The 25,590-nt window shown below is 69.1% G+C and carries 24 protein-coding genes and 1 tRNA gene; 16 read left to right on the top strand and 9 right to left on the bottom strand.

Translation table 11 applies throughout. The features are described 5' to 3' along the window. Positions 1-170: 170 nt before the first annotated feature. Positions 171-247, top strand: a tRNA-Met gene (locus tag FRZ32_RS14860). Positions 248-267: 20 nt separating this feature from the next. Here FRZ32_RS14860 and FRZ32_RS14855 read toward each other — a convergent pair. From FRZ32_RS14855 to hppD, 3 genes are all read right to left on the bottom strand, one after another. Beyond that, positions 268-1,509 carry a cupin domain-containing protein gene (locus FRZ32_RS14855; protein WP_147044234.1) on the bottom strand — a complete coding sequence of 414 codons (1,242 nt, stop codon included), beginning with the start codon at positions 1,507-1,509 and terminating at the stop codon, positions 268-270. Between the two features lie 114 nt (positions 1,510-1,623). Next, entirely contained in the window at positions 1,624-2,139 is a 516-nt protein-coding gene (locus tag FRZ32_RS14850; protein WP_147044233.1) for a hypothetical protein, read from the bottom strand. A 149-nt stretch (positions 2,140-2,288) separates the two neighbouring features. Beyond that, positions 2,289-3,401, bottom strand: a complete 1,113-nt coding sequence (gene hppD, locus FRZ32_RS14845; protein ID WP_147044232.1) for a 4-hydroxyphenylpyruvate dioxygenase — start codon at positions 3,399-3,401, stop codon at positions 2,289-2,291. A gap of 129 nt (positions 3,402-3,530) precedes the next feature. Between hppD and trxB the strand changes: the two genes are divergently transcribed. Next, a complete protein-coding gene (gene trxB / locus FRZ32_RS14840; protein WP_147044231.1) occupies positions 3,531-4,511 on the top strand; it encodes a thioredoxin-disulfide reductase in 981 nt (326 codons plus the stop codon). Positions 4,512-4,520: 9 nt separating this feature from the next. Here the strand turns inward: trxB and FRZ32_RS14835 are convergent, their stop codons facing one another. The 4 genes from FRZ32_RS14835 to FRZ32_RS14825 are packed head-to-tail and all read right to left on the bottom strand — an operon-like array spanning position 4,521 to position 7,276. After that, on the bottom strand, positions 4,521-5,309 hold the full coding sequence (locus FRZ32_RS14835) for a hydrolase 1, exosortase A system-associated (RefSeq protein WP_158635958.1): 789 nt from the start codon (positions 5,307-5,309) through the stop codon (positions 4,521-4,523). Next, positions 5,294-5,968, bottom strand: coding sequence for an alpha/beta hydrolase family protein (locus tag FRZ32_RS15365; protein WP_158635957.1), 675 nt, complete (start codon positions 5,966-5,968; stop codon positions 5,294-5,296). Before FRZ32_RS15365 ends, FRZ32_RS14835 begins: the two co-directional genes overlap by 16 nt. Continuing rightward, entirely contained in the window at positions 5,965-6,243 is a 279-nt protein-coding gene (locus tag FRZ32_RS14830; protein WP_147044229.1) for an acyl carrier protein, read from the bottom strand. Before FRZ32_RS14830 ends, FRZ32_RS15365 begins: the two co-directional genes overlap by 4 nt. A 28-nt stretch (positions 6,244-6,271) precedes the next feature. Then, positions 6,272-7,276 (bottom strand): GNAT family N-acetyltransferase, encoded by a 1,005-nt coding sequence (locus tag FRZ32_RS14825; protein WP_158635956.1) that lies wholly within the window; start codon positions 7,274-7,276, stop codon positions 6,272-6,274. 50 nt (positions 7,277-7,326) lie between these two features. Here FRZ32_RS14825 and FRZ32_RS14820 point away from each other — a divergent pair, with 50 nt between their 5' ends. The 12 genes from FRZ32_RS14820 to FRZ32_RS14765 all read left to right on the top strand — a co-directional run bounded on the left by FRZ32_RS14820 (position 7,327) and on the right by FRZ32_RS14765 (position 22,766). Continuing rightward, entirely contained in the window at positions 7,327-8,829 is a 1,503-nt protein-coding gene (locus tag FRZ32_RS14820; RefSeq protein WP_147044227.1) for an acyl-CoA ligase (AMP-forming), exosortase A system-associated, read from the top strand. Then, the gene (locus FRZ32_RS14815) at positions 8,826-10,070 is read left to right on the top strand and encodes a pyridoxal-dependent decarboxylase, exosortase A system-associated (protein WP_243445319.1); all 1,245 of its coding nucleotides are present in this window, start codon (positions 8,826-8,828) and stop codon (positions 10,068-10,070) included. Before FRZ32_RS14820 ends, FRZ32_RS14815 begins: the two co-directional genes overlap by 4 nt. Before the next feature lie 162 nt (positions 10,071-10,232). Beyond that, positions 10,233-10,886: an XrtA/PEP-CTERM system exopolysaccharide export protein gene (locus tag FRZ32_RS14810; protein ID WP_147044226.1), complete on the top strand. Its 654-nt coding sequence runs from the start codon at positions 10,233-10,235 to the stop codon at positions 10,884-10,886. 16 nt (positions 10,887-10,902) lie between these two features. Beyond that, complete coding sequence (locus FRZ32_RS14805) at positions 10,903-12,444, top strand: XrtA system polysaccharide chain length determinant (protein WP_147044225.1); 1,542 nt, start codon at positions 10,903-10,905, stop codon at positions 12,442-12,444. Beyond that, complete coding sequence (locus FRZ32_RS14800) at positions 12,444-13,421, top strand: P-loop NTPase family protein (protein WP_147044224.1); 978 nt, start codon at positions 12,444-12,446, stop codon at positions 13,419-13,421. The genes FRZ32_RS14805 and FRZ32_RS14800 overlap by 1 nt, the downstream gene beginning before the upstream one ends. After that, positions 13,411-15,126 (top strand): hypothetical protein, encoded by a 1,716-nt coding sequence (locus FRZ32_RS14795; RefSeq protein WP_147044223.1) that lies wholly within the window; start codon positions 13,411-13,413, stop codon positions 15,124-15,126. The genes FRZ32_RS14800 and FRZ32_RS14795 overlap by 11 nt, the downstream gene beginning before the upstream one ends. Positions 15,127-15,150: 24 nt before the next feature. After that, on the top strand, positions 15,151-16,218 hold the full coding sequence (locus FRZ32_RS14790; protein WP_147044222.1) for an ExeA family protein: 1,068 nt from the start codon (positions 15,151-15,153) through the stop codon (positions 16,216-16,218). Between the two features lie 9 nt (positions 16,219-16,227). After that, positions 16,228-17,070: an XrtA system polysaccharide deacetylase gene (locus FRZ32_RS14785; RefSeq protein ID WP_147044221.1), complete on the top strand. Its 843-nt coding sequence runs from the start codon at positions 16,228-16,230 to the stop codon at positions 17,068-17,070. Then, positions 17,067-18,098 carry a FemAB family XrtA/PEP-CTERM system-associated protein gene (locus FRZ32_RS14780; RefSeq protein ID WP_243445318.1) on the top strand — a complete coding sequence of 344 codons (1,032 nt, stop codon included), beginning with the start codon at positions 17,067-17,069 and terminating at the stop codon, positions 18,096-18,098. Before FRZ32_RS14785 ends, FRZ32_RS14780 begins: the two co-directional genes overlap by 4 nt. Next, positions 18,095-19,306 carry a TIGR03087 family PEP-CTERM/XrtA system glycosyltransferase gene (locus FRZ32_RS14775; protein ID WP_424141308.1) on the top strand — a complete coding sequence of 404 codons (1,212 nt, stop codon included), beginning with the start codon at positions 18,095-18,097 and terminating at the stop codon, positions 19,304-19,306. Before FRZ32_RS14780 ends, FRZ32_RS14775 begins: the two co-directional genes overlap by 4 nt. After that, positions 19,303-20,820, top strand: a complete 1,518-nt coding sequence (gene xrtA, locus FRZ32_RS14770; RefSeq protein WP_147044218.1) for an exosortase A — start codon at positions 19,303-19,305, stop codon at positions 20,818-20,820. The genes FRZ32_RS14775 and xrtA overlap by 4 nt, the downstream gene beginning before the upstream one ends. Positions 20,821-20,822: 2 nt before the next feature. Next, positions 20,823-22,766 carry an XrtA/PEP-CTERM system amidotransferase gene (locus FRZ32_RS14765; protein WP_147044217.1) on the top strand — a complete coding sequence of 648 codons (1,944 nt, stop codon included), beginning with the start codon at positions 20,823-20,825 and terminating at the stop codon, positions 22,764-22,766. On the opposite strand, the gene truA is transcribed toward FRZ32_RS14765, so the two are convergent. Both truA and fmt read right to left on the bottom strand, forming a co-directional pair. Further along, entirely contained in the window at positions 22,711-23,457 is a 747-nt protein-coding gene (gene truA, locus FRZ32_RS14760; RefSeq protein ID WP_147044216.1) for a tRNA pseudouridine(38-40) synthase TruA, read from the bottom strand. The two genes, FRZ32_RS14765 and truA, sit on opposite strands and share 56 nt — an antisense overlap. Beyond that, positions 23,454-24,356: a methionyl-tRNA formyltransferase gene (gene fmt, locus FRZ32_RS14755; protein ID WP_147044215.1), complete on the bottom strand. Its 903-nt coding sequence runs from the start codon at positions 24,354-24,356 to the stop codon at positions 23,454-23,456. Before fmt ends, truA begins: the two co-directional genes overlap by 4 nt. A 63-nt stretch (positions 24,357-24,419) precedes the next feature. Between fmt and recR the strand changes: the two genes are divergently transcribed. Then, positions 24,420-25,016, top strand: coding sequence for a recombination mediator RecR (recR, locus tag FRZ32_RS14750; RefSeq protein ID WP_147044214.1), 597 nt, complete (start codon positions 24,420-24,422; stop codon positions 25,014-25,016). 31 nt (positions 25,017-25,047) lie between these two features. Beyond that, positions 25,048-25,590 carry a peptide deformylase gene (gene def / locus FRZ32_RS14745; RefSeq protein WP_147044213.1) on the top strand — a complete coding sequence of 181 codons (543 nt, stop codon included), beginning with the start codon at positions 25,048-25,050 and terminating at the stop codon, positions 25,588-25,590.

Raw genomic sequence — 25,590 nt, 5'->3', positions numbered from 1 at the left:
GTCTCCGTCCCCTCTCATGCGCGCTCGAACGAGGAGGCGCGGCTTGCGGTTCCGAGGCCTGTTTCACATGCGGAGCGGTCGTTGAAAAGCGGCTTCCATCGCTCCGGTTGACCGACACGGCCCACCTTCCTATAGCGCGCCCTCGCGTCGCTCGGCGACGCGGCCGATGGGGCGGAGTAGCTCAGCTGGTTAGAGCAGCGGAATCATAATCCGCGTGTCGGGGGTTCAAGTCCCTCCTCCGCTACCACCGGGCCCGGGAAGGGCCCGTCAGTCCCTCAGCCGTTCAAGATAACCCGCCGCCCACAATGTGCGGGCCAGGGCGATCGGGCTGTCGCAGGAGAGATCGGCGGGGGTGAAGCGATCGCCCGACAGCGCGACATCGAGCGCGTCGCCGTCGTGCGGATTGAGTTCAAGGTCCTCGCCTGGGCCGATGAGCACGAGCCGGCCGCTATCGTCGGCGACATTCCAGGGAACGAAGCGGCGGCGACGGAAGGGCGTCGAGTCGGTGATCGGTTGCTGGGCGGCGGCGATCACGCCGGCCGTGTTGGGCTTGCGCGCACGCATGAAATTGTCGGCGAGCAGATCGAAGGCGCCATCCATGCGCGCCCTTTCGGCGACGAGATCGATGAGCTTCGCGAAATGGCGCTCGGCCGCCGCCCGATCGAAATCGCGGGCGGCGAACCCGGCCGGGAGCGAGCGGCGGAAGGCCGGCTCGGCGAGCGCCAGCTCGGAAATCGATTCGAGCAGAAGATCGGCCCAGGTCTTGGTGATGAGGCCGACGGTGATGTGGAGCGACGGCTCCTCCCCCACATTCTCGGCATCGTGCATCAACCCGCGCGGCACATAGAGGCAGTCGCCCGGCTCCAGCGTGAATGATTCGGTCACCTCGCCGGCCTGATGGGTCGCGATGTCGAACTGTTCGCCGCGATAGGGCGTCTCCACCGGCGTTCCATAGAGCCGCCACGCCTTGCGGCCCGAAATCTGCATCACGAACACGTCGTGATTGTCATAATGGGGCGGGAAGCCCTGGTTTGCCGACCCGTCCTCGTTCACGCGCGGCGTGAGATAGATGTTGGTCTGGACGTGGCACGAGAAGACCTCTTCGAGCGAGCGGCAGAACTCGCCGAGATTCGCCATCGAATCGTGGAGGTGGGGCAGGATGATCGTCGCCCCGTCCATGTAGAGCTCGGCGACCGCGACCGGATCCACCCGGCCGCGCGAATCGATATAGGCATCGCGCGGCGGACGCTCGCGTCGGCTGGTCAGATCGAGCATGCCCTCGCGCAGGTCGGCGCCGGCGATGAACGCGTCGAGCGTGTCGAGGGTCAGGAGGTCGGCGTAGCGAAAGGGCTCGCCGCGCCGGACGAGCAAGGCGCGCTGCTCGTAATATTCGCCGAGGAAGGCCTGGCGGGTCATCGGCGCGATGAGGAAGCCGAGCGCATCCTCTTCCCAGCGCGGCGACGCCGTCGCCCCGCTCGCCTCGTCCATGTTCAACGCCTTGCTCGCCATACCGGTCTCCCCAGGAGGCGACCCTATCCGGCCCGGCGAAGGTCCGCCAAGCGCTTTTCGCCGCGGTTCCTGAGGAAAAGCGGGGCCGGCCGGCGGGCCGGCCCCGGGCAAGGGCTATTGCGTGCCGCTCGCGCCGCCGCCGGCGGCCGCCTGGAGTTCGGCGAGGGTCGCGCCGGTCACGAGCGCGCCGCCGCTCGCGGCAAGCGCCGTGCGCGGCAGGCGGATCTGCTGCTCGCCCATCTGGACGGTCACGGTCTCCGCGTCGAGCGCCTGGACTGCGCCAACGACCGCGCCGTCGCGATCCTTGACCTGGGTGCCGACCGCGAAGGCGGCTTGCGCGGCCTGATTGGCCTGATCGACCGCGGCGTCGAGCTGCGCCTGGGTCATGCCGAACAGGACATCGCCCTCATGGACCGTGAAAGAGGTCGCCGGGACGGTCGCGTCCAGGCGATCGGTGCGGATGGTGACATTCGTGCCGTTGATCGCGGTGATCGTGCCGACGACGCCGCCCTGGACGTCCTTGACCGTGGCGCCGACTTCGACACCAGCGGGAACCTGGGCAGTCGCGGCGCCGGGCGCCAGCGCAATGGCGGCGAAGGCCGCGGCGGCCAGAAATCTGCGAAAAGTCATGCGTTCTCCTTGACGGCGAGACAGGCGCGAACGCCTTGAAAGCCCGCGTTTATCTGCTGCTGATCGGGTGGGGAGCCGGGGGCGGCCCGCCCGATCGGGAGCCTAGACTCGCCCGACTCGCAATTGCAAGGCGCGAATCGGTGAATGTCTCACGCTGCGGACCCTTCCGTCGCGCTCGCCGCCGCCGCCGGAATGACGCCGCGGCGGATCTGGTCGAGCTCGATCGATTCGAACAGCGCCTTGAAATTGCCCTCGCCGAAGCCCTCATTGCCCTTGCGCTGGATCACCTCGAAGAAGATCGGGCCGATCATGTTCTCGGTGAAAATCTGGAGCAGGAGGCCGTCGCCGGTCTCCGGCGATCCGTCGATCAGGATGCGGCGCTTGCGCATCGCCTCCACGTCATGGGCGTGGTTCGGGATGCGCTGGTCGATCATGTCGTAATAGGTGTCGGGGCTGTCCTGGAAATGGACCCCGTTCGCCTTCATCCGGTCGACCGTGACGAAGATATCGTCGGTTGCGAAGGCTAGGTGCTGGATGCCTTCGCCCTTATATTCCTTCAGATATTCCGCGATCTGGCTGTAATCGTCCTGGCTTTCGTTGAGCGGGATGCGGATCTTGTCGTCGGGCGCGGTCATGGCGCGGCTCAAAAGGCCGGTCTGCTGACCCTCGATGTCGAAATAGCGGATCTCGCGAAAGTTGAAGATGCGCTCGTAGAATCCAGCCCAGTGGTTCATCCGGCCGCGATTCACATTGTGGGTGAGATGATCGAGCGTGTGGAGCCCTACGCTGTTGTCCTCGCGCGTCGCGCCGGGGACCGGGGTGAAATCGACGTCGTAGATCTGCTCGGCGCCATAGCGATCGACGAGATAGAGATAGGATCCGCCAATCCCTTCGATCGCCGGAATGTCGAGCTCGCCGCGACCGCGCGGGGTCTTCACCGGCGTCGCGCCCCGGGCGATCGCCATCTCGAACGCCTTTTTCGCATCCTTGACCCGGAAGGCCATGCCGTTGGCGGACGGGCCGTGCGCCTTGCGGAATTCCGCCGGCTGGCCCGCGGGCTCCATGTTGAGGATGAAGTTGATGTCGCCCTGGCCGTAATGGCGCACGTTCTTCGACTTGTGGTTGCCGATATGGGTGAAGCCGAGCTTCACGAACAGGTCCGCCATCGCCGCCGGATCGGGGCTTGTGAATTCGACGAATTCGAAGCCGTCGAGGCCGAGCGGATTGTCGTGGACGGACGAGGGCGTATCATGGGCGGTCATCGGAAACATTCCTGAATCTTGAACATGGGGGATGGCCGAATCCTACCAGCCCGGACGCGCGGCGGCAAATCACGGTTGCGCGGGGCTGGGGGCCTGCCTACCTCATCCGGGCAAGACAAGGACCACCGAATGACCGCCACCCACTCCTCGCGCATGATCATCCTCGGCTCCGGCCCGGCCGGTCTCACCGCCGCCATCTATGCGGCGCGGGCCGGCCTGGCGCCGATCGTCGTCCAGGGCATCCAGCCCGGCGGCCAGCTCACCATCACCACCGATGTCGAGAATTATCCGGGCTTCGCCGACGTCATCCAGGGCCCCTGGCTCATGGAGCAGATGCAGAAGCAGGCCGAACATGTCGGCGCACGCATGGAATGGGACCATATTTCCAGCGTGGACCTCTCGCAGCGGCCGTTCCGCCTCACCGGCGACAGCGGCAACGTCTATCTTGGCGACACGCTGGTGATCGCGACCGGCGCGCAGGCGCGGTGGCTGGACCTTCCGACCGAGGAGCGCCTGAAGGGCAAGGGCGTCAGTGCCTGCGCGACCTGCGACGGCTTCTTCTATCGGGGCAAGAAGGTGATCGTGATCGGCGGCGGCAACACCGCGGTCGAGGAGGCCCTCTACATGACCAACCACAGTCATGACGTCACCCTGATCCACCGCCGCGATTCGCTCCGCGCGGAAAAGATCCTGCAGGAACGGCTCTTCGCGCATCCCAACATCAAGGTGCTGTGGAACCGCGAGATCGCGCGATTCCTTGGCGAGGGCACGCCCGAGGTGCTGGTCGCCGCCGAGCTGCGCGACACGACCAGCGGCGCGATCGAGCGGATCGATATCGAGGGGGCGTTCGTCGCGATCGGCCATGTCCCGGCAACCGAATTGTTCAAGGGCCATCTCGAGCTCGATTCCGATGGCTATGTGAAGGTCCAAACCGGAACGACGCACACCAGTGTGCCCGGCGTGTTCGCCTGCGGCGACGTCATGGACAAGACCTACCGCCAGGCGGTGACCGCCGCGGGCACCGGCTGCATGGCCGCCCTCGACGCAGAGCGTTTCCTTGCCGAGATGGATTTCGAAAGCGTCGAGACGCACCTCCTCCAGGAGGCGTGAGCGCGGCGATCAGCGCCGAAGCGAGTGGATCGCCTGCTCGACCATTTCCAGCAGCGCGGCCTCGTCGCCCGGCCGCGCGAAGGTGTGCGAATTGGTCGCGAAGGTCTGCGTCGCCTGGACGAGCCCGCCATAAAGCGGGGTGCGAAGCTCCGCCGCCGCGGCGATGGCGGTGGCGTCGCCGGTGGCGAGGATCACTTCGCTCGGCACCCGTCGTTTGCGCAGGGCACGGGCGATGTCGCGCGCCAGCCCGGCTTGGCGGCGTCCGGTAACAATGCGCCACAGGCCTCTGATGAGCTTGCGGAAATTCACCGCTCCGGTCAGCAGTCGCTTCCAACCCTCGCGGCTTGCCAGCTGCGCGCGGTAATGGGCGGAGACGGCAGCGGCGGGGGGCGCGCCGGCTTCGGCCTCGACCAGCCAGGGATTGACGAGGATCAGGCCGTCGATCCCGTCCCCGTGCAGCGCCAGCGCGCTCGCCCCGTCGCACAGGCCGAAGCCGAGGATGCGGGTGAGGGCAGGGACCTCAGCCCGGAAGGCTGCCAGCGCGGCCTGGATGTCCGGGCCGCTGCCGCGAAATCCCGGATCCTCGCCGGCGCTGTCGCCAACCCCGCGCCGATCGAAGCGGAAGCAGGAAATTCCATTCTCCGACAGGCTCTTGGAAAGCCTTTCGTACATTCTGTGGGAGCCGACGCGCGTCTGGCTTCCGCCCATGACCATGAGCAGGCCGATCGGCCCTTTGCCTTCGTCCAGCGTCGCGCCGAGCGTCGCGCCCTCGCAGGTGAAGGTCAGGAGCCGGCGCATGTCGCGTGCCAAGCGGCGATGTCCGCCGCCATCGCTTCGGCCAGCTCGGCGGAGCTGCCCGGCTCCGATCGCCGCCACAGCGCCGGGCCTTCGATCTTGAGGTCGGCCTCGCCGGGATCGCTGGCGAGGCGGACGATGCGAAGCGGGGCCTGCGCATAGGGCCTGGCGTCGGCGAGGAAGCCGCGCACGTCGGCCGAGGCCGGGTAGCCGGCCCATTCGCCGCCGCCGAAGCCCGCGCGCTCCATGTCGCGGACGAGCGATGCGCCGTCCACAGGGCTAAGGCGCCAGCGGCCGATCGCCGCCGCCGCATCGTCGATCAGCCCGCCACCGCGCAGCGAAGCGAGGAGTGGCGCGCCGCCGCTCTTCTCACTGACCAGCCTTGCGGCGGCACTGACGTCATGCCGCCAATCGCGCCAGCTGGCCTCCTCCAGAGCGGTCTTGCTCTCCCCGGTGCCGGCGAGATCGGTGAGCCAGCAGCCGAAGCCGCGACCCGCGAGCGCGCGCATCGCCGCCGCGACGAGCGCTCGGGTGCGGTTCATTTCCTCGAAGAGCGCGGGAACGAAGAGCACCGCCGGCGCCTCCGCAGCGCCGATCCGCATCATCCAGAGCCGGCCCCGCGATCCCTCGAAGGGCTCATAGGCGAGGCCGTCGGCGTTCACGCGGCGACTTTCTCCCGCGTGAAGCGAAGCAGCGCGCCATAGCTTTCGAGCATGTCGGCGTCGACCTCATGATCCTCGATCAGGATGCCGAGCCGGTCCTCCAGCTCGGTCAGCAGACCGGCGACCGCCATCGAATCGAATTCCGGCATCGCCCCGAACAGCGGGGTCTCCTCGTCGAACGAGGCGACGCGCGCCACGGGCAGGCCGAGCACGTCGACCAGCACGCCCCTCAACGTCGCATCCACGCGGTCATGATGATGTGGATGTGCAGCCAAGTCTCACCCCTCCGATTGGGCCGCGGGCCTAGCGAGTCCGCAGCCGCGCGGCAAGCGCGGAGGCCCGTTCGCGCAGGCCGCGGAGGAGGCCGGGGAAGGTGCGCGGATTGTGGGCGACGATCCGCCACAGCTGCCGCCGCTCGGCCATCCACTCGGCCTTATAGGGCTCGTCGCCGACGCCATAATCGATCGCCGCCACGCGATCCTCGTCCAGCACATGGCGGAACATCGCCTGCGAAAGGATCGAGCCGGGGGACAGCGCCTTGGCGTCCTCGGCATAAGCGAGCTTGTGGATCGTCGCCTCGCCATTCTCCACGGTCCAGAGCTGCGCGGCGACCGGCCGGCCGTCCTTCTTCGCGACGCCAAGGCGGAGGCAGCCCGCGGCGCCTTCCTGCTCGGCGAGCGCGCGCAGGAAGGGGAAGGAGCCTTCCTCGGGCTTCCAGCTCGCGCGGTAGACCGATTCGTAGTCGGCCCAGGCCTCGGCGTCGAACCGCCGATGGATCATGACGTCGAGCGCGGCCGCCCTGGCCTTGCGCCGCACGGTGTTGCGAAGCCTGCCCGATCGCGAGGCCCAATAGGCCTCGAAATCCATTCCCTCCGTCGCGATCCGCCAATTCGCCTTGTCAGGCTCGACGCGCACCCACCAGCCGGCCTTCGCAAGGCCCTCGGCCAGCGGCTCCGGCCGCTCCATCGGGGCCATGACGAGGCTGGCAAGGCGGCGCGCGGCGAGCGTTTCGGCGAATGACGTCATGGCGTCGGCGCCGGAGCCGCCGATCGGCCCCACCCGCAGGGAATACCAGGCGGCATAGGGCCGTGCCGTCCTGCCCTCGATGGCGAGGACCAGCCATGACGGCGCGCCCTCCGCATCGGCGCGCAAGGCCAGCAACCGGCCGGCAGGCGGGCAATGCGCTTCGAGCAGGCGGAACCAGTCGAGCCGATCGTAGAGGATCGGCCGCGCCGCGCGATCGAGCGCGCCCGCGGCGTCGCGTGCGACCTCGTCCAGCCGTTCGAAACAGGCAATTTTAACCGACACGTGCCAAAGCCCCTTTGCCCGCGCCCTATCACGCGGGCATTTAAGCAGGAATGAAGGTGCCCGATCCAATTCCCCGGCCGCTCGACCATCTGACGCTTCGCGGCGCTCCGGAGGCGCCCGCATTGGTGACGCGCGAGGGCATGCTCGATTATGCCGGACTCGAACAGGCGGTCGGCGCGCTCGCCGCCGCCCTTCGCGCGCGTGATCTCGGCGAGGGTGATCGGGTGGCGTCATGGCTCCCGAAGACGCGGCTCACCAGCCTGCTGCCGCTCGCCTGCGCGCGCGCGGGCCTCATCCACGTCCCCATCAATCCGCTGCTCAAGCACGCGCAGGTCGCCCATATCCTCGCCGACAGCGGCGCCCGGGCCCTCCTCACCGCCAAGGCGCGCATCGCCACGCTCGAGGAGGGCGATGTGCCCGCCGGCTGCGACCTGATCGACGAGGAGGCGAGCGCGGCGCTGTTCGATACGCCGCCGCTCCTGCCCTCCGATCGCGACCCGGAGGATCTTGCAGCCTTGCTCTACACATCGGGCTCCACCGGGCGGCCCAAGGGCGTCATGCTGACCCACGCCAATCTGTGGCTGGGCGCGATCAGCGTCGCCGCCTATCTTGGTCTTGCGCCCGAGGACCGGACGCTCGCGGTGCTGCCACTGAGCTTCGACTACGGGCAGAACCAGTTGCTTTCCACCTGGGCCGCCGGCGGCTGTGTCGTGCCACTCGACTATCTCGCCGCGCGCGATGTGATTCGGGCGATCGAAACACACAAGATCAGTACATTGGCTGGCGTTCCTCCCTTGTGGGTCCAGCTTGTCGAGGCGCCTTGGCCGGCCACCGCGGCGCTGTCGCTGCGGCGGCTGACCAACAGCGGCGGCAAGCTCGCCCCGTCCGTGATCCGGCGGATGCGCGAGGTCTTTCCCGCGGCCGACATCTATTCGATGTACGGCCTGACCGAAGCCTTCCGCTCGACCTATCTCGAGCCGGCGCTCCTCGACGAACATCCCGATTCGATGGGGACGGCAATCCCCTTCGCGGAGATCATGGTGATCGGCCCGGACGGCCAGGCGGCGGCGGAGGGCGAACTGGTCCATGCCGGGCCGCTGGTCGCGAAGGGCTATTGGAACGATACCGCGCGCACCGCCGAGCGCTTCAAGCCCGCCCCGGCGGGCTCGATCTATGGCGGCACCGCCGTCTGGTCGGGCGATCGGGTCCGGCGCGATGCGGCCGGCTTGCTCTATTTCGTGGGCCGCGAGGACGGGATGATCAAGACGTCCGGCAACCGCGTGAGCCCGACCGAGGTGGAGGAGGCTGCTCTCGCCTCCGGCCTCGTCGCCGAGGCGGTCGCGCTCGGCGTCCCCGATCCGCGGCTCGGCGAGGCGATCGCCCTGGTCGTCCGGCCCGATCGCCGCGACGAGGAAGCGGCGCTGCGCGCGTTCCTGAAGCGCGAGCTCCCCAATTTCATGCAGCCGGGGCCGATCGTCTGGCGCGAGGATCTGCCGCGCAGCCCCAACGGGAAGCTCGATCGGGTGGCGCTGAAGCAGGAGCTGATGGGATGACCAAGCCGATGGGCCCGATCCCGGCCGGCTTCGCGGCGGACGCCGACGGAATGCTGATGATCGGGGGGCGACGCGCCGACGCGCTGGTGGCCGAGGCCGGCGATACGCCGCTCTTCGTCTACGACCTTGCGCTGGTGGATGCGAAGATCGCGCGATTCCGCGCCGCATTCCCGAGCGTCCACCTTCATTATGCAATAAAAGCAAATTCCTACGCTCCACTCCTTGAACATGTTCAAAAGCATGTCGACGGCCTCGACATCGCCTCTGGCGGCGAGCTCGGCTTCGCGCTGGAGGCCGGTGCCGATCCTTCGACGATCAGCTTTGCCGGCCCCGGCAAGCGCGATTCCGATCTCGAGGCAGCGATTGCCGCCGGGGTCACGCTCAATTGCGAATCGGAAGGGGAGGCCGAGCGCGCCTTCACCATCGGCGCGCGGATCGGCCGGACGCCGCGCCTCGCGGTGCGGGTCAATCCCGATTTCGAGATCAAGGGATCGGGGATGCGGATGGGCGGCGGCGCAAAGCCGTTCGGCGTCGATGCCGCGCGGGTGCCGGCGCTCGTCCGGCGAATCATCGCGGCGGGCGCGACGTGGCGCGGCTTTCACATCTTCGCGGGCTCGCAGGCGCTCGATCCGGCCGCGCTGATCGAGGCGCAGCGGGCGACGGTGGCGCTGGCTGCCCAGCTTTCCGACCAGGCCGGGGAGGCGCCGCCTCTCGTCAATCTCGGCGGCGGATTCGGCATTCCCTATTTCAACGGCGAGCAGTCGGTCGACGTCGAAGCGGTCGGCGAGGAACTCGAACGGACGCTAAGGAACCGACCGCAAGCCCTTCAGAAAACGGAGTTTGCGATCGAGCTCGGCCGCTGGCTGGTCGGCGAATGCGGCGTCTATCTGACGCGCATCGTCGACCGCAAGGAAAGCCACGGCAAGACCTTCCTCGTCACCGACGGCGGCATGCAGCATCAGCTCGCCGCCTCGGGCAATTTCGGGCAGGTCGTCCGCCGCAACTATCCGGTCGCCATCGCAAACCGCTTCGGCGCCGCGCCCGAGGAGGACGTCACCGTCGTCGGGTGCCTGTGCACGCCGCTCGACAGGCTTGCCGACGATGTCGCCATGCCGCGCGCGGGGCCGGGCGATCTCGTCGCCGTCTTCCTTGCCGGGGCTTATGGGCTTTCGGCCAGCCCGCAGGCGTTCCTCGCGCAGCAGGCGGCCCGCGAGATCGTGGTTGGCGCGCACGCGGATTAACCTGCGCGCCGCTTCGGTCCCATTGTGGGACGACCCCCAAAAGCCCCTTGTTCCTAACCGGAATTTTACCTCTTGGCACCATAGCGGGGGCCGAAATCCGCGGTTCTTCGGGCGCCTTCCAATTTCGGGACAGGCGCCGGCCGCGCGGCAAGAGGATCGATCATGCGCGTGGTTGCGACGTCCAGGCTGGCCCTTCTTCTGGGGAGCGCGGCGCTCGCGCTCGCCGGCTGCGCGACGGGGGGACGGACGGGCCGCACCCTGCCGCCGGCGAGCTTCGTCGGCACCGGCGAACAGGCGCCGGCGAGCGAGAATTACCAGATCGGCCCGTCCGACGAGCTCACCGTTTTCGTCTGGCGCAATCCGGAGCTTGGCGCCCACGTCCAGGTCCGGCCGGACGGACGGATCACGACGCCGCTGATCAGCGACATGGTCGCCGCCGGCAAGACTCCGGCGCAGCTCGCCGACGACATCAAGACGGTGCTTGCCCATTATATCCAGGATCCGCTCGTCTCGGTGATGGTCGATCGGCCCCAGGGCACCTTCGCCCAGCAGATCCGCATCGTCGGCGCGACCGAGCGGCCGGCGGCGATCCCCTATCGGGCGAACATGACCCTGCTCGATGCGATGATCGCGGTCGGCGGCCTCAACGAATATGCCGCGGGCGATCGCGCGCGCCTCGTCCGCACCGATCGGGCGAGCGGGCATCAGCAGGAATATGACCTCAGGATCGCGAGCCTGCTCCGCCGCGGCGACGTCAGCGCGAACGTCCGGCTCGAACCGGGCGACGTGATCATCATCCCCGAGAGCAGCTTCTAAAGGTCCGGCCCGGCTGATGGACGGTCTTTACGAACAGGTCCGGATCGCGCTGCACCAGGTGTGGCGGCGGCGCTGGGTGGCGATGGCCGTCGCCTGGGGGGTCGCGCTGCTCGGCTGGTTCGTGCTCGCGCTCATCCCCAACAGTTACGAGGCCAAGGCGCGGATCTTCGTGCAGCAGCAGTCGATCCTTCCGACCCAGACCTCGCTCGCGCCCGACGATCGCGCCGCCCAGCTTCTGCGGCTGCGCCAGACGCTGACGTCGAACGACAATCTCGCGCGCATCGTGCGGCGCACCGATCTCAACACGCTGGTCGCGAGCGAGCGCGATCTCGCCAATGTCGTCAGCGCGCTGCGCAACCGGATCACGATCACCGCCCAGCCGGACGGGATGATCGAGATCAAGGCGAGTTCGAACATTTCGGGCTTCTCCAACGCCCAGAACGCCCGCGCCGCGGCCGGCGTCGCCCAGGGGCTGGTCGATGCGTTCGTCGAGCAGAACCTCTCCGGCGATCGCGCACAGACCGGCCAGTCGCTCCAGTTCCTCAACGCCGAGCTGGCCCGGCGCGCCGCCGCGCTCCAGGAGGCGGAACAGCGGCAGGCGGAGTTCGACCAGCGTTACGCCACGATCCTCCCCGGCGACGGCCCGATCTCGCAGCGCATGGCGTCCGCACGCGCGGAGCTCGATTCGCTCCAGCAGCAGATCGTCGCCGGCCAGGCCGCGCTCGCCTCGATGCGCAGCCAGCTGGCCGCGACTCCGGCCAATCTCCCCGGCGGTCCCGACGGCGGCGGCGCGACCACGGCGACCGGCCAGATCGCCGCGCTCCAGGGTCAGATCAACCAGAACCTCGCCCGCGGCTGGACCGAGCAGCATCCCGACATCATCGCCGCGCGCGAGCAGATCGCGCGCCTGCGGCCCTATGCCGCCGCCGAGGCGCGCAGCGGCGCCCCAGCCGCGGGCGCATCCAATCCGTCCTACACCTCCCTGAGGGCGCTGATCGGCGAGCGCGAGGCGACGGTCGCCGCCGCGACCGCGCGACGCAACCAGATCCAGGCCAATCTCGCCCAGCTTTCCGCGCGCCAGTCGAGCGAACCCGGCGTCGCCGCCGAGCAGGAGCGGCTGGCGCGCGACCATGACGTGCTGAAGCAGCAATATGACCAGCTCCTCGCGAGCCGCGAGCAGCTGCGCCTGCGCAGCGACGCGCAGAGCCAGGCCGCGCCGGTCAACGTCCAGGTCGTCGAGCCGCCGAGCATCCCGAGCGCCCCCGCATCGCCGAACCGGCCGATCCTGCTGAGCGCCGTGCTCGTCCTCGCATTTGGCGCGGGCATCGCGGCGGCCTTCATCCTCGGCCAGATCCAGACGACCTTCCCGACCCAGAGCCGGCTCGCGGCGATCACCGGCCTCCCGGTGCTCGGGACGGTGAGCGAGGTGGTCACCGCGCCGGTCCGCGCCGCGCGTCGACGCCGCCTCGTGTGGCTCGGGGGCACCGGGGCGGCGCTCGCCGGCTGCTACGCGGTGCTGATGCTCGTCGAATTCTGGCAGCGGGCGCAGGTGGCGTGATGAAGCACAGCCGTATCTCCTTCATCGAACGCGCCGCCGAGCTCACCGATTTCGGCGCCCCGCTGCGCGCCGGCGCGCCCTCGCTGGAGCCGGCCCCCGAGCCGGTCGAGCCGTTCGAACCGGCATCTGCGCCACCTCCTGCCCCGGTGGAAGAGGCGCGGGCGCAGGCGCCTGTCGTCCGGGACGAGGCGCCGAGCCCGGTCCTCTCCCCCATGGAGAGGCGGAGCGAAGGCGAGCGAGCCACCGTCGCGATCGACCGCGCGGCGCTGGCCGAGGCCGGGTTGATCGTGCCTGGCGGGCCGGTGACCGGCCTTGCCGAGGAGTTCCGGCTGGTGAAGCGCCAGCTGCTCGCGACCATCGAGCGGCGTGTATCACAAAGCCCGGAAAAGCGGCGGTCGGTGCTGGTCGCATCGGGCCGGCCGCGCGAGGGCAAGAGCTTCTGCGCGGTCAACCTGGCGCTGAGCCTCGCCGGCGAGCGTGACACCGAGGTGCTGCTCATCGACGGCGATGTCGCCAAGCACGACATGCTCGCGCTGCTGGGGATCGAGACGGGCCCCGGCCTGGTCGATGCGCTCGCCGATCCAGCGACCGACCCGGAATCGCTCGTGATCCGCACCGACGTGCCCGGCCTCTCCGTGCTTCGGGCCGGACGCCAGGCGAGCAACATTCCCGAATTGCTGGCCTCGGATCGCACCCGCGAGCTGCTCGCGCGGCTGGTCGAGGCCGATCCGCGCCGCATCATCCTGTTCGATTCGCCGCCCGTCCTGATGGATTCGGTCGCCGCGACGCTTGCCGCCCATGTCGGCCAGGCGCTCGTCGTGGTCCGCGCCGATGCGACGATCGAGGCGGACCTGCGCGAGACGGTCGGTCTGCTCTCCGCCTGCGACCATGTCGGGCTTCTGCTGAACGGCGCCGGTCTTTCCGTCACCGGTCGCAAGTTCGGCGCTTATTATGAGGGGCGGGACCATGCGGGTTGAGTTCCGCCTCGTCCGCCGCCTCATGCTTGCGCTCGGCCTCGCGCTCGGGGCCGCGGCGGCGCCGGCGCAGACCCTGCCTTATGTTGATACGATCGGCGCAGCGCCGTCCGCCGCACCGGCCAGCGGTGTCTCCTACGCGCCGCCCGCCGCCGACGACTCGCGGGCCGCGCGGGACGCGTCGCCCCGCCGCGCCCGCCACAGCCGGGTGCGAATTGACCCCTATGTCGAGGTCGATCAGGCGATCAGCGCCGAACTGAGCAGCGGCGACACGCTCACCTACACCAATCTCGCGGTCGGCGTGGACGGCACGATCCAGCGCCGCCATGTCGCCGTCGCGGTCAGCTATCGCTACGATCGCCAGATCGGCTGGAATCGCGGGACGGCGGATCAGGACAGCCATTCCGGCCTCGCCATCGTCCATGTCGATGCAGCGCCCGGGCTGCTCGCCATTGATGCCGGCGCGCTCGCGACCCGCACCGGCGGGGACGGCCGCTTCTTCGGCCTCACCGGGCGTGACGCCGGGGTCGATGTCTACAGCCTCTTTGCCGGCCCGAGCCTTTCGACCCATGCCGGCCCGCTCGCGGTCAACGCCGCCTATCGCATCGGCTACACCGCGATCGACGATCATCTGGACGGCTTCGGCCTGGTCGACGGCTTCGATCATTCGACGACCCACAATGCGACGGCGAGCATCGGCATGGGGCCGGGGCGCCTGCCTTTCGGATGGACGATCGGCGGCGGCTATCTGCGCTCGACCACCGACAGCCCCTTCGACGATCGTTTCCACGCCGGCTATGTGCGCGGCGACATCGTTCTGCCCGTCTCTCCGACGCTCGCGCTGACGGGAGGAATCGGATATGAAAATATCAAGTCAGCCCAAAACGATATCGTGCGTAATTCAGACGGTTCCCCGGTCATCGGCGGCGATGGGCGGGCGATCGTCGATCCGGCGCACCGGATCCTCACCTACGATATCGACGATCTCATCTACGACGGCGGCCTGCTGTGGAAGCCGAGCGTCCATACCCAGCTCGAAATTCGCGCCGGCCATCGCAACGGGGGCACGACCGTCGTCGGCTCGTTCACGCACCAGTTCAATTCGCATTACGGCATGAATGTGCAGGTTTTCGATACGGTTGAGACGTTCGGCAACATCCTTGTCAACGATCTCAGTAGCTTGCCGACCGATTTTCAGCTTTCGCGCAATCCGTTCACCGGCGATATCGGCGGCTGCGCCTTCGGCTCGGCGCCGGGCAGCGGCGGCTGTTTCGATCGCTCGCTCCAGTCGATCCGCGGCGCGACCTTCCGGATGCGCGGCGTGAGCGCGGTCGTCTCCGGCAATCGCGGCCTGTGGGATCTCGGCATCGGCGCCTCCTACGTCCGGCGCGATTTCAGCCAGGGCGATGCCTCGCCGTTCGTCACCTTCGGCGGCGATGAAGACCAGACCGCGACAATCTATGGCAGCATCGGCCGGCGCCTCAGCCGCGTCTCGCAGGTCAATGTCGATGCCTATGCGAGCTGGTACGACACCGATCAGCCCGGCTTCGCATCGGTCACCACGATCGGCGGCGATGTCGGCTACACCCGCCGCCTGCTGCTCGACAGGCTCCAGTTCATTGCCGCTCTCGGCCTCTATCACAGCAGCCAGAACAGCGGCGACAGCACGGTCGGCTCGCTGCTGCTCGGCCTCAGATACAATTTCTAAAGGCGGGGAAGGTAGGGGACGCCCATGTACACCGACCATTTCGGCCTCACCGGACAGCCATTCCAGCTGACGCCCGACGCGCGTTTCTGGTTCGAAAGCCGCACGCATCGCAAGGCGATGGCCTATCTCGGCTACGGGCTTGCCCAGGCCGAGGGGTTCGTGACCATCACCGGCGAGATCGGGGCCGGCAAGTCGACGCTCGTCGCCCATCTGATGGCGACCATCGATCGCGCGCGGCTCAACGCCGTCAGCCTTGTCTCGACCCAGGTCGAGGGCGACGACATGCTCCGGCTCGCGGCGCAGGGCTTCGGCGTCGCCACCGCCGGGCTCGACAAGGCCCGCCTTCTCGATGCGATCGAACAGCGGCTCGGCGAGGAATTGCGCGCCGGCAAGCGCAACCTGCTGCTCGTCGATGAGGCGCAGATCCTGCCCGTGTCCTCGCTCGAAGAGCTTCGGATGCTGTCCAACTTCCAGGTGGGCGGCAAGCCGCTGCTCCAGACTGTGTTGCTCGGACAGCCGGAATTTCGTGACCGGCTCGCCTCGTCGGGCCTCGAACAGCTGCGCCAGCGCGTCATCGCCGCGCACCATCTCGAGGCGATGGGCGCGGATGAGCTTGAAGCCTATCTGCGCCACCGGCTGGGCCTTGTCGGCTGGACCGGGCGGCCCGATTTCGCGCCCGAGGCGATCGTCGCGATCCACAAGGCGAGCGACGGCATCCCGCGGCGGATCAACCAGCTCGCCAACCGGCTGATGCTCGCCGCGGCGCTCGAGGATGTCGACACGATCGACGCCGACCTGGTCGATGCGGTGGCCGAGGAGATCGGTGCCGATGCCCGGCCCCACGCGCCCGCGCCGGCTGCGGCCGGCGAGCGGGTGCTGCCGCTGCGCACCGCGCGGCCGACCCTGGTCGAGGCCGATCCGGCGGGCATTGCCGATCCGGCGGCCGTTCCCGATCCGGCCATTGCCCGCCGCATCGCCGCGCTCGAGGCGCGGGCGGATGAGCAGGAGGCGATGCTTCGCCGGATCCTCGCGCTGCTGATCGAATGGGCCGAGGGCGATGCGGAAAGGCCGGCGCGGTTCAACGCGGCCTGAGGAGGGCGGATGCGCAACGCCCTTTCCGTCGATGTCGAAGACTGGTTCCAGGTCGGCGCCTTCGAGCATGTGATCGATCGGAGCGACTGGGAGTCGCTGCCGCGCCGCGTCGAGGCGAATACCGACGCGGTGCTTGCCCTGTTCGACGAGGCCGGAGTGAAGGCGACCTTCTTCACGCTCGGCTGGGTCGCGGAGCGCCATCCAGCCCTGATCCGCCGCATCGCCGATGCGGGGCACGAGATCGCCAGTCACGGCTATGACCACAAGCGTGTGTTCACGCTGACCGAGGCGGGGTTTCGCGCCGATCTTGCCCGCGCACGCGGCCTCATCGAGGATGCGGCGGGGCAGCGGATCACCGGCTACAGGGCGCCGAGCTTCTCGATCGACCTACGCACCCCCTGGGCGCACCGCGTGCTCGCGGAGGAGGGCTATGCCTATTCCTCGAGCGTCGCACCGATCGCGCACGATCATTATGGCTGGCGCAGCGCGCCCCGCTTCGCCTGGCGGCCGGTGGAAGGGGCCGATCTGATCGAGCTGCCGGTGACGACGGCGGATCTCGCCGGACGGCGCCTCGCGGCGGGCGGGGGCGGCTTCTTCCGCCTGCTCCCCTACGGCTTTTCGAACTGGGCGATCCGCCGCGTCAATGCGCGCGACGGGCGGCCGGCCATCTTCTATTTCCATCCGTGGGAGATTGATCCGGATCAGCCAAGGATCGCCCGCGCGCCGCTCCGATCGCGGCTGCGTCATTACACCAATTTGTCCGAAATGCGCGGCAAATTGCTCAAATTGCTCAGGTCCCATGAATGGGGCCGGACCGACGCGATCGCCGCCGAGCAGGCGAGGGCGCTGTGAACGCGCCGGCCGTTCTCACGCTTGCGGTCCGCGCCGCCGATCCGTCGGACGCCGCGGCCGAAGCCTATGTGCGCACCCATCCCGACGCCACGCCCTTTCACTTGCCGCAATGGAGCCGCGCGATTGCGGCGGGCACCGGCCAGCGGGCGCATCTGCTGCTGGCCGAGCGTGGCGGCGCGGTGCGCGGAGTCCTGCCGCTCACCGAAGTGCGATCGCCGCTGTTCGGCAGCGCCCTGGTGTCCGCGGGCTTCGGTGTCGATGGCGGCATCCTCGCCGAGGATGTCGCGGCGCGCACCGCGCTCGCCGCCGAAGCCGTTCGACTGGCCGAGCGGCTCGATTGCCCTTCGATCGAGCTGCGCGGCGGGCCGGCTCCCGATGGCTGGGCGGTCGAGACGGGCGCCTATGCCGGCTTCGCGCGCGATCTTCCGGCCGGCGAAGAGGCGATCCTGAAGGCGATCCCGCGCAAGCAGCGCGCCGAGGTCCGCCGCGCGCTCGGCTTCGGTCTCGCGGTCGGGATCGGGCGCGACCTCGACGCCCATTACCGCGCCTATTCGGAAAGCGTTCGCAATCTCGGCACGCCGGTCTTCCCGCGCGCCCTGTTCGCCGCGACGCTCGCCGAGTTTGGCGAGGCCGCCGATATCCTCACCGTCTCGCGCGGGGGCGAGGTGCTGGCGAGCGTGTTCAGCCTCTACTGGCGCGGCACCGTCTATCCTTACTGGGGCGGCGGCACCCGCGCCGCCCGGGCCGCGCGCGCCAATGAGCTCATGTATTACGAGCTGATGCGACATGCCTCCGCGCGCGGCTGCACCCGCTTCGATTTCGGACGGTCGAAGATCGGCACCGGGGCCTTCGCCTTCAAGAAGAATTGGGGCTTCGATCCGGAGCCGCTCAGCTACGCCCATTGGGGCGGGCGGCGCGAGGTCAACCCGCTCAACCCGAAATACCGGATGCAGATCGCACTGTGGCAGCGTCTTCCGCTCTGGATCGCCAACCGGCTCGGCCCGCCAATCGCGCGAGGGCTCGGCTGATGGACGACATCCTGTTCCTCGCCCATCGCATCCCCTTCCCGCCCGATCGCGGCGACAAGATCCGCTCGTGGCACATGCTGAAGCATCTGGCCGGGCTCGCGCGGGTTCACCTCGCCTGCTTCGCCGATGACAGGGCGGATGCCGCGCACCTGCCGGCGCTGCGCGAGGCCATCGGCGCCGCGCTGGGCGATGTCCATATCGAGATCCGCCGCACCGGAAAGGCGAGCGCCGGGCTGAAGGCGATCGCCAACGGTCGCCCGGCCTCGCTGACCCTGTTCGACAGCGCCGCCCTGCGATCCTTCGTCCGGCGATCGCTGGCCTCGGGGCGGATCGGCACCATCTTCGCTTATTCCGGCCAGATGGCGCAGTTCGTCCCCGATCCATGCCCGGCGCGCTTCGTGATGGACTTCGTCGACATGGATTCGGCCAAGTTCGCCGCTTATTCGAAGACCGCGCCCCTGCCGATGCGCTGGGTCCATGCCCGCGAGGCCGAGCGGCTGTTCGCCTTCGAGCGCGCGACCGCGGCCCGCGCCGACGCCTCATTGTTCGTCAGCGAAGCGGAAGCGGCCCTGTTCCGTGACAGGACCGGTCTTGCCGGCATTCATGCGATTTCGAACGGCATCGATCTCGGCGTCTTCGATCCCGGGGCGTCTTTCCCGCGTCTGGCCGAGGCGGATCGGGGGGCGGGGCCGATCCTGCTCTTCACCGGCCAGATGGACTACGCGCCCAATGTCGACGCCGTCACCTGGTTCGCGCGAGAGATTCTTCCCGCCATCCCCGGCCGGTTCGTCATCGCCGGCCGCAATCCTGCCCCAACGGTGCGCGCGCTCGCCGGGCCGCGTATCGAGGTGACGGGCGCGGTCAGCGACATGCGAAGCTGGCTCGCCGAGGCGGACATCGTCGTCGCACCGCTCCGCATCGCCCGGGGCATCCAGAACAAGGTGCTCGAAGCGATGGCGATGGCGCGCCCCGTCGTCGCCAGCCCGGCGGCCTTCGAAGGGATCGAGGCGGAGCCCGGCCGCGACCTGATCGTCGCCGATGATGCACAGCGGATGGCGGACGCGATCAACAATCTGCTCGTGGCACCGGCGCGGGCGTTCGCGGTCGGGGCGGCGGCACGCGCGGCGATGGTGCGCGATTATGGCTGGGATCGCCGGCTCGCCCCGCTCGCAGACCTCATCGCGCCCGGCGCGCGCGCCGCGGCATGACGGCGGCGCTGTCCGCCGCGCGCCCGGCCAGTGCGGTCTCGCCCTGGCGCGCGCATCTCGCCGCGCTCGGCCTTGTCTGCCTCTTGCTCCTCGCGCTGTTCCACAGGGATGCGGCGCATATCGTGTCGATCTGGTGGAGCGATGCGACGTTCAACCACTGTTTCCTCGTCCTGCCGCTGATCGGCTGGTTGGTCGCCCAGCGCTGGCCGCAGCTGAGGCAGCTCCAACCCGCTGCCTGGTGGCCCGGGCTCGTTCCGGTCGGCATTGGCGCGATCGGATGGCTGCTCGGCGAAGCAGGCGGCGTGGCCTTTGCGCGCCATGCCGGCCTGGTCCTCATGCTCCAGGGCGCGGTCATCGCATTGCTCGGGCGCAACGTCGCGCGCGGGCTCGCTTTCCCGATCTTCTACGCTTTGTTCCTGATCCCGGCCGGCGAGGCGCTGGTGCCGGCGATGCAGACGCTGACCGCGAAGATCGCGACCGTGCTGCTGGGCTTCAGCGGCGTGCCCGCGCATCTCGAAGGCGTCTTCATCACCACGCCGGCCGGCTATTTCGAGGTTGCGGAAGCCTGCGCCGGGGCGCGCTTCCTGATCGCGATGATCGCCTTCGGGGCGCTCGTCGCCAATGTCTGCTATCGTTCCTGGCGGCGCCGCGCGGCATTTCTCGCCGTCGCGATCGTCGTGCCGGTCGTCGCCAATGGCATACGCGCCTGGGCGACCATCTATGTCGCGGAGCGGACCAGCATCACCTGGGCCGCCGGTTTCGACCATGTCGTCTATGGCGGCATTTTCTTTGCGCTGGTCATCGCGCTGATCCTCGGGCTCGGCTGGCGCTTCTTCGATCGCCGGCCCGACGATCCCTGGTTCGATCCCGCGGCGATGCCGGAGGAAAGCGGCGCGCCGGTGAACCTCGTCGCGGCGGCCTTGCTCGCCATGGCGATGCTGCCGGTGAGCTGGGCGGCGACAGTGTCGGCCGCGGGCACCCGCGCCGCGCCCGCTGCGATCGCGCTGCCGGACGTGCCGGGCTGGACCCGGATCGCGCCGGCGCGCGACTGGGCGCCGCATTTTGCCGGCGCCGACCGAGCCGCCTTCGCCCGCTATCGCGATGCGGAGGGGCGGGCCGTCGATCTTGCTCTCATCCTCTTCACTCATCAGGGCGAAGGGCGAGAGATCGTCGGCTTCGGCCAGGGCGCGATCGCCCCCGAGGGCGCCTGGGCATGGACCGCCGACGCGCCGGCTCCGCCGGACGGAAAGGCGGAGCGGATCGCCTCGCACGGGGTGGAACGCGAGGTGCTGAGCTTCTACCGGGTGGGCACGATTCTGACCGGAAGCGGGGCGAGGGTGAAGATTGAGACGATGAAGACGCGCCTGTTCGGCGGACCGCAGCGCGCGGTCGCGGTGCTCGTGTCCGCGCCGGCGCCGGCGCGCGGCGTCAGCGCACGCCCGGCAATCGACGCCTTCCTCGCCGCTCTCGGCCCCGTCGCGCCGCTCGCCGACCGCGCCGCCGGAGGCGCCTGACCATGTGCGGCATCGCCGGCATCTTCCACCCCGACGTGCCCAAGCCGGTCGATCCGGCGCGGATCGAGGCGATGACCAATGCGCTCGTCCATCGCGGTCCGGACGGCGGCGGCGTGTGGACCGCGCCCGGAGTCGGCTTCGGCCATCGCCGCCTTGCGATCATCGACCTTTCCGAGGCCGCGGCGCAGCCGATGCTGACCGCCGATCGCCGGCTGGTCGTCACCTATAATGGCGAGATCTACAATTTCCGCGAGGTTCGCGCCGAGCTGGAGGCCAAGGGCCACCATTTCGAGACCCAGAGCGACACCGAAGTCATCCTCGCCGCCTGGCGGCAATGGGGGCCGGACTGCCTCGCCCGGTTCAACGGCATGTTCGCCTTCGCGCTCTACGATGCCGATCAGGACGCCTTGTTCCTCGCCCGCGACCGGCTCGGCGTGAAGCCGCTCTATGTCTGCCAGCTGTCGGACGGGGCGGTCATCTTCGCCTCTGAGCTCAAGGGGCTGATGGCGCACCCGTTGCTCCGCCGAAGCCCCGATCCGACCGCGATCGAGGATTATCTCGCCTTCGGCTACGTGCCCGACGACGCCTGCATCATCGCCGGCGTCCGCAAGCTCCCCGCCGGCCACTTCCTCCACATCCGCCGCGGCCGCGAGATCGCGAACCCGGTCAGATGGTGGGATCCGGACTTCTCGAGCCCCGTCCGCGGCTCCGCGCGCAAGCTCGAGGCCGAGCTGGTCGATCGGCTGCGCGCGGCGGTCACATCGCGCATGATCGCGGATGTTCCGCTCGGCGCCTTCCTCTCCGGCGGGGTCGACAGCTCGGCGGTCGTGGCGTTCATGGCGGAGACGAGCCGGACGCCTGTCGAGACCTGCTCGATCGGCTTCGACGTCGCCGCGCTCGACGAAACGTCCTATGCCGAAGAGATCGCCCGCCTCTTCGCCACGAACCATCGCGTCCGCGAGGCTGCCGCCAATGATTTCGCGCTGATCGACACGCTCGCCGACGCCTTCGACGAGCCGTTCGCGGACGCATCGGCCATGGGAACCTACCAGGTCTCGGCGCTCGCCCGCGAAAAGGTCACGGTCGCGCTTTCCGGCGACGGCGCGGACGAAGCCTTCGCCGGCTATCGCCGCCACCGGCTGTTCCGCAACGAGGAGCGGGCGCGCGCCCTCCTCCCCGGCCCGCTCGCGCGGGGCGTGGGGGCGCTCGGCGATCTCTATCCAAAGGCGGATTGGGCGCCCAGGATGCTGCGCGCCAAGACGACTCTGCAGGCGCTGGGGCAGGGGAGCGGCCTTGCTTATGCCAATGCGGTCGGGGTGACGCCGCTCGCATTGCGCCGCCGCCTCTTCACCGCACCGCTCCACGGCTACCGTGCCGAGGCGCGATACGAGCGGGCCTTCGCCGAGGCGCCGGCCAATGACGGGCTGTCGCGCGCGCAATATGCCGATCTCAAGATCTGGCTGCCGGGCGACATCCTGACCAAGGTCGATCGAACGTCGATGGCGGTGAGCCTCGAGGCGCGCGAGCCTTTGCTCGATCACCGCCTTGTCGAATTCGCCGCTGGCCTGCCGGCGCGGATGCGCCTTCGGGGCGGCACCGGCAAATGGCTGATGAAGCGCGCGCTCGCCTCGCGCCTGCCGCACGACATCCTCCATCGTCGCAAGATGGGCTTCGTCACCCCGATCTCGGACTGGTTCCGTGGCCCGCTGGCCGGGGAAGCGGCGGCGATCGCGGACGGATCGGCGCTTGCGCAGACCGGCTGGTTCGACATGACCGCGATCGCGACGCTCGCCCAGGACCACCGCGCCGGGCTTTCCGATCACGGCCGCACGCTCTGGCAGTTGCTCATGCTCGAAAAGTCGCTCCAGCGCCTCTTCGGCCTCGGCGCGATCAAGGCGCCGGATAAAGCGCCGCGACAAAGAAAAGCCCGTCGGGCGGCGCGTTGAAGCCCAGAGCGGCGCGATCTCTCGCGTCCAGCGCCGCCTTCAGGTCCGCCTTCGTCCATTTCCCGCGCCCGACCAGCTCCAGGCAGCCGACCATCGATCGGACCTGATGGTGGAGGAAGGAGCGGGCGGCGGCCGCGATTTCGATCATGTCGCCGATGCGCCGGACGGCGAGCCGGTCGAGAGTCTTGACCGGGCTTTCGGCCTGGCAATGGGCCGAGCGGAAGGTGGTGAAATCGTGCCGGCCGACCAGCAGCTGCGCCGCCTCGTCCATCGCCTCCGCATCGAGCGGCACCGGCACCCGCCAGGCGCGCCCGGCGTCAAGCGCGAGCGGCGCGCGGCGATTTGAAATCCGATAGAGATAACGCCGCCCAATGCACGAGAATCGGGCGTGAAAATCCTCGGCTGCGATCTCGGCACTCAGGATCGCGACCGGGAGCGGGCGAAGCTTCGCATTGATCCCGTCGGCGAGGCGAAAGGGCGTGATCGGCCGCTCGACATCGACATGGGCGGTCATCGCCAGCGCATGGACGCCGGCGTCGGTCCGCCCGGCCGCGTGAAGCGTCACCTCCTCGTGGGTGATCGCCTGCACCGCCTCCTCGATCGCCTGCTGGACCGAAGGCCCGTGCGCCTGGCGCTGCCAGCCCATGAAGGGGCGGCCGTCATATTCGACGGTGAGGCGGAAACGGGTCACGCGAGGAGGGTGCCGGCCGGGATGGGAAAGCCGCGAAGCAACTCGCCCGGCGTCATCGCCGCGCGGCCCGCGCGCTGCACCAGGGTGGGGTGCAGCGTTCCTTCGGCGCAGGCGATGGCAAGCCCGTCGGCCACCGTTCCGGGCGGGGCGGCATCTCCGCTCACCTCGGCCGCAAGGATCCGGATCCGCTCGCCGCGATATTCGAAGAATGCGCCCGGCGCCGGGTTGAACGCGCGCACCTGCCGCTCCGCCGCCACGGCGCTGCCCGAAAAATCGAGCCGCGCCTCGCTCTTCTCGATCTTGTGCGCATAGGTCACCCCCTCGTCGGGCTGCGGCACTGGCGTCATGGCGTCGATCCGGCCGAGCACGTCGATCATGAGCCGCGCGCCCATTTCGGCAATTTCGGAGGTGAGCTCACCCGCCGTCTTTCGATCCACCGGTGTCGCCTGCCGCGCATAGACCGGCCCGGTGTCGAGCCCCTTTTCCATCTGCATGATGCACACGCCCGTCTCCTCGTCGCCTGCAAGGATCGCCCGCTGCACCGGCGCCGCGCCGCGCCAGCGCGGCAGCAGCGAGCCGTGGACGTTGAGGCAGCCATGGCGTGGCGCCTCAAGGATCGGCACCGGCAGGATCAGCCCATAGGCCGCAACCACCGCGGCATCGAGGTTGAGCGCGGCGAAGGCCGCCTGCGCTTGCGGGTCGCGCAGCGTCAGCGGCGTGCGAACCGCGATCCCCGCCGCCTCGGCGCGAAGCTGGATCGGGGAGGGCGACAGCGCCTTGCCGCGCCCGGCGGGCCGCGGCGGCTGCGTATAGACCGCGACGATCTCGTGTTCCGCCCCGATCAGGGCGTCCAATGTCGGCACGGAGAAGTCCGGGGTTCCCATGAAGGCGATGCGCATGGCGCCGTCCTATCCGCTACATTCGGCTTGGCAAGCCGCCGCGCTTCCCCATATCCCACGGCCATGGCCTCCCAGGAAATCGAAGCCCTGACCCAAGCGCTCGCCCGTCTGCCGGGGCTCGGACCGCGCTCGGCGCGCCGCGCGGTGCTGCACCTCATGAAGCGCCGCGAGAGCGCGCTGACGCCGCTGCTGCGCGCGCTGGAGAAGGTGAATGAGAACCTCTCCGTCTGCGCGATCTGCGGCAATGTCGACACGACCGACCCCTGCGGTGTCTGCGCCGATCCCAGGCGCGACGCGCGACTGCTCTGCGTCGTCGAGGAGGTATCGGACCTCTGGGCGCTCGATCGCTCGCGGCTCTTCCCCGGCAAGTTTCATGTCCTCGGCGGGCGGCTCTCGGCGCTTGAGGGCGTGCGGCCGGAGGATCTCAACATCGCCGGCCTGGTGAGCCGCGTCGCCGCCGGCGGCGTGGACGAGGTCGTGCTTGCGATGAACGCGACGCTGGAGGGCCAGACGACCGCCCATTATCTCGCCGAGCGGCTGGAAAGCTATCCGGTGCGCCTCACCCAGCTCGCCCACGGCCTGCCGGTCGGCGGCGAGCTCGACTATCTCGACGAGGGCACGCTCGCGCAGGCGCTGCGGGCGCGGCGCCCCGTCGCTTGAAGGCGCGGGCTTTTCCACCTACATCCCCGCCATGGCCATCCTGCCCATCTATGAGACGCCGGACCCGGTGCTTCGCCAGATTTCCTCGCCCGTCGAGGAGATCACGCCGGAGCTCCAGACGCTGATCGACGACATGTTCGAGACGATGTACGCGGCGCCCGGCATCGGCCTTGCGGCGATCCAGGTCGGCGTGCCGAAGCGCCTGCTCGTCATCGATCTCCAAGAGCCTGAGGTGGAAGACGGCGAGCCGGTTCGCGACCCGCGCGTCTTCATCAATCCCGAAATCCTCGAAGCGTCCGAGACGACCGTCCCCTATCAGGAAGGCTGCCTCTCGGTCCCCGACATGTATGCCGAGGTGATGCGCCCGGATCGCGTGCGCGCCCGCTGGCAGTCGCGCGACGGCAAGGCCCATGAGGAATGGATCGACGGGCTGCTCGCGGTCTGCCTCCAGCATGAGATCGACCACCTGAACGGCGTGCTCTTCATCGACCATCTCTCGCGGTTGAAGCGCGACATGATCATGAAGAAACTGGTCAAGGCCCGTCGGGAAAGCGGCGCCAGGCGCGCAGCCTGA

The sequence above is a fragment of the Sphingosinicella ginsenosidimutans genome (genome assembly GCF_007995055.1).
Classification (GTDB): domain Bacteria; phylum Pseudomonadota; class Alphaproteobacteria; order Sphingomonadales; family Sphingomonadaceae; genus Allosphingosinicella; species Allosphingosinicella ginsenosidimutans.
The sequence above is the reverse complement of the archived record's forward strand: the minus strand, read 5'-3'. Positions and strand labels throughout refer to the sequence as shown.

What these genes read in the sequence shown, in the direction of transcription:
- FRZ32_RS14835 (WP_158635958.1), bottom strand. Translation starts at nt 5,309, where the DNA reads ATGCGCCGGCTCCTGACCTTCACCTGCGAGGGCGCGACGCTCGGCGCG.
- FRZ32_RS14765 (WP_147044217.1), top strand. Translation starts at nt 20,823, where the DNA reads ATGTGCGGCATCGCCGGCATCTTCCACCCCGACGTGCCCAAGCCGGTC.
- FRZ32_RS14820 (WP_147044227.1), top strand. Translation starts at nt 7,327, where the DNA reads ATGAAGGTGCCCGATCCAATTCCCCGGCCGCTCGACCATCTGACGCTT.
- FRZ32_RS14800 (WP_147044224.1), top strand. Translation starts at nt 12,444, where the DNA reads ATGAAGCACAGCCGTATCTCCTTCATCGAACGCGCCGCCGAGCTCACC.
- FRZ32_RS14850 (WP_147044233.1), bottom strand. Translation starts at nt 2,139, where the DNA reads ATGACTTTTCGCAGATTTCTGGCCGCCGCGGCCTTCGCCGCCATTGCG.
- FRZ32_RS14855 (WP_147044234.1), bottom strand. Translation starts at nt 1,509, where the DNA reads ATGGCGAGCAAGGCGTTGAACATGGACGAGGCGAGCGGGGCGACGGCG.
- FRZ32_RS14805 (WP_147044225.1), top strand. Translation starts at nt 10,903, where the DNA reads ATGGACGGTCTTTACGAACAGGTCCGGATCGCGCTGCACCAGGTGTGG.
- FRZ32_RS14785 (WP_147044221.1), top strand. Translation starts at nt 16,228, where the DNA reads ATGCGCAACGCCCTTTCCGTCGATGTCGAAGACTGGTTCCAGGTCGGC.
- def (WP_147044213.1), top strand. Translation starts at nt 25,048, where the DNA reads ATGGCCATCCTGCCCATCTATGAGACGCCGGACCCGGTGCTTCGCCAG.
- xrtA (WP_147044218.1), top strand. Translation starts at nt 19,303, where the DNA reads ATGACGGCGGCGCTGTCCGCCGCGCGCCCGGCCAGTGCGGTCTCGCCC.
- FRZ32_RS14810 (WP_147044226.1), top strand. Translation starts at nt 10,233, where the DNA reads ATGCGCGTGGTTGCGACGTCCAGGCTGGCCCTTCTTCTGGGGAGCGCG.
- FRZ32_RS14795 (WP_147044223.1), top strand. Translation starts at nt 13,411, where the DNA reads ATGCGGGTTGAGTTCCGCCTCGTCCGCCGCCTCATGCTTGCGCTCGGC.
- FRZ32_RS14815 (WP_243445319.1), top strand. Translation starts at nt 8,826, where the DNA reads ATGACCAAGCCGATGGGCCCGATCCCGGCCGGCTTCGCGGCGGACGCC.
- FRZ32_RS14790 (WP_147044222.1), top strand. Translation starts at nt 15,151, where the DNA reads ATGTACACCGACCATTTCGGCCTCACCGGACAGCCATTCCAGCTGACG.
- hppD (WP_147044232.1), bottom strand. Translation starts at nt 3,401, where the DNA reads ATGACCGCCCATGATACGCCCTCGTCCGTCCACGACAATCCGCTCGGC.
- recR (WP_147044214.1), top strand. Translation starts at nt 24,420, where the DNA reads ATGGCCTCCCAGGAAATCGAAGCCCTGACCCAAGCGCTCGCCCGTCTG.
- fmt (WP_147044215.1), bottom strand. Translation starts at nt 24,356, where the DNA reads ATGCGCATCGCCTTCATGGGAACCCCGGACTTCTCCGTGCCGACATTG.
- trxB (WP_147044231.1), top strand. Translation starts at nt 3,531, where the DNA reads ATGACCGCCACCCACTCCTCGCGCATGATCATCCTCGGCTCCGGCCCG.